1 pseudogene is annotated in these 1,079 nt (G+C 46.5%); it reads right to left on the reverse strand.

From position 1 onward, the window contains the following. Positions 1–1,079: pseudogene (locus R7O12_RS26580) on the reverse strand (hypothetical protein); the annotation flags it as partial.

Raw genomic sequence — 1,079 nt, forward strand, 5'->3', positions numbered from 1 at the left:
CCATGCAGCAGAAAGGCTTTCGCTCACTTCATAAGGCGCGGGATCTTCACCGCGAACATTTGGAACGAGAACGAAGAATGTGGCACAGCCATCCTCTCCTGTCATCCGCTGTACGTAACCATTGACATCGACTTCCGCTAAATTCTCACCTTGTGGAAGAACGCCGGCATCAAGGAGAAGTTGTTCTATCACTAAGAATTCACCATTTTCTGGATACTCAGGGTTGAATGGTTTAGGAACGGGTACACTGTCAGGTATGTAAAGGTTGACCGGCCAATTCGGAATCAAGCCTTCGCCTTCATCATGAATACCGTTACCGTTCATATCGAACGACTTACACACTTTAAGATTGGCAATACCGATAGAACCAAAACGGATGGTTAACACGGGATCATCACCAAAGGTTGGTTGAGCCCAAGCACTAGGCATGAAACCAACGTCATTCTCCTCATTACCGCTGGCTTCATCTGTGTCCTCACCAGCAGAACGTTTGATGGTTTCGTCGAAGTTGGTTTGACATGCTAGAGCGTTTGCAAAGCCTATATGCAGATCGCCATCTTCGAACGTCGGTGCAAAGTCTCTTAAATCTGCGAAGGTTGTGAAGTGAGTGAATGGGGTGTTCATTGCGGTAAAGCCAACTTTTTTCGCCCACCACATGAATTGGTCTAAGCTCCATTGATGGTCTTCAACCCCAAAAACACTAAACGTAATTGGCTCGTCAGGAGAATCATTGGAAAGTTTAGTATTACGCATACCACCCATTTCCATCGCTAAGTCACGAATACCGAACTCCCAATTAGGAATAACTACATCGATGATAGGATCATATTGGCAGTTCAGGTTTCTGTCGTGGAACGCACGAAAAGCAATATCAAAGTTTGGCGGTTCTGGCTCTGCAGTCTTCGCTTTGAAGTTATCTGTTTTCGAGAATCGAGGGATAAATCCAAAGAACCCGGCACAGTTTTCACCAGTTTCTTCGCCATACCGGTCAGTACCTTCACAAGCGGCTTCTACGCTCGCAGCTGTGGAAACCCAAGCTTTGTAAACCCCACCGGAGTTCGGTGTGTTGGCAAATGGAA

The organism is Vibrio sp. Vb1574 (assembly GCF_033338675.1).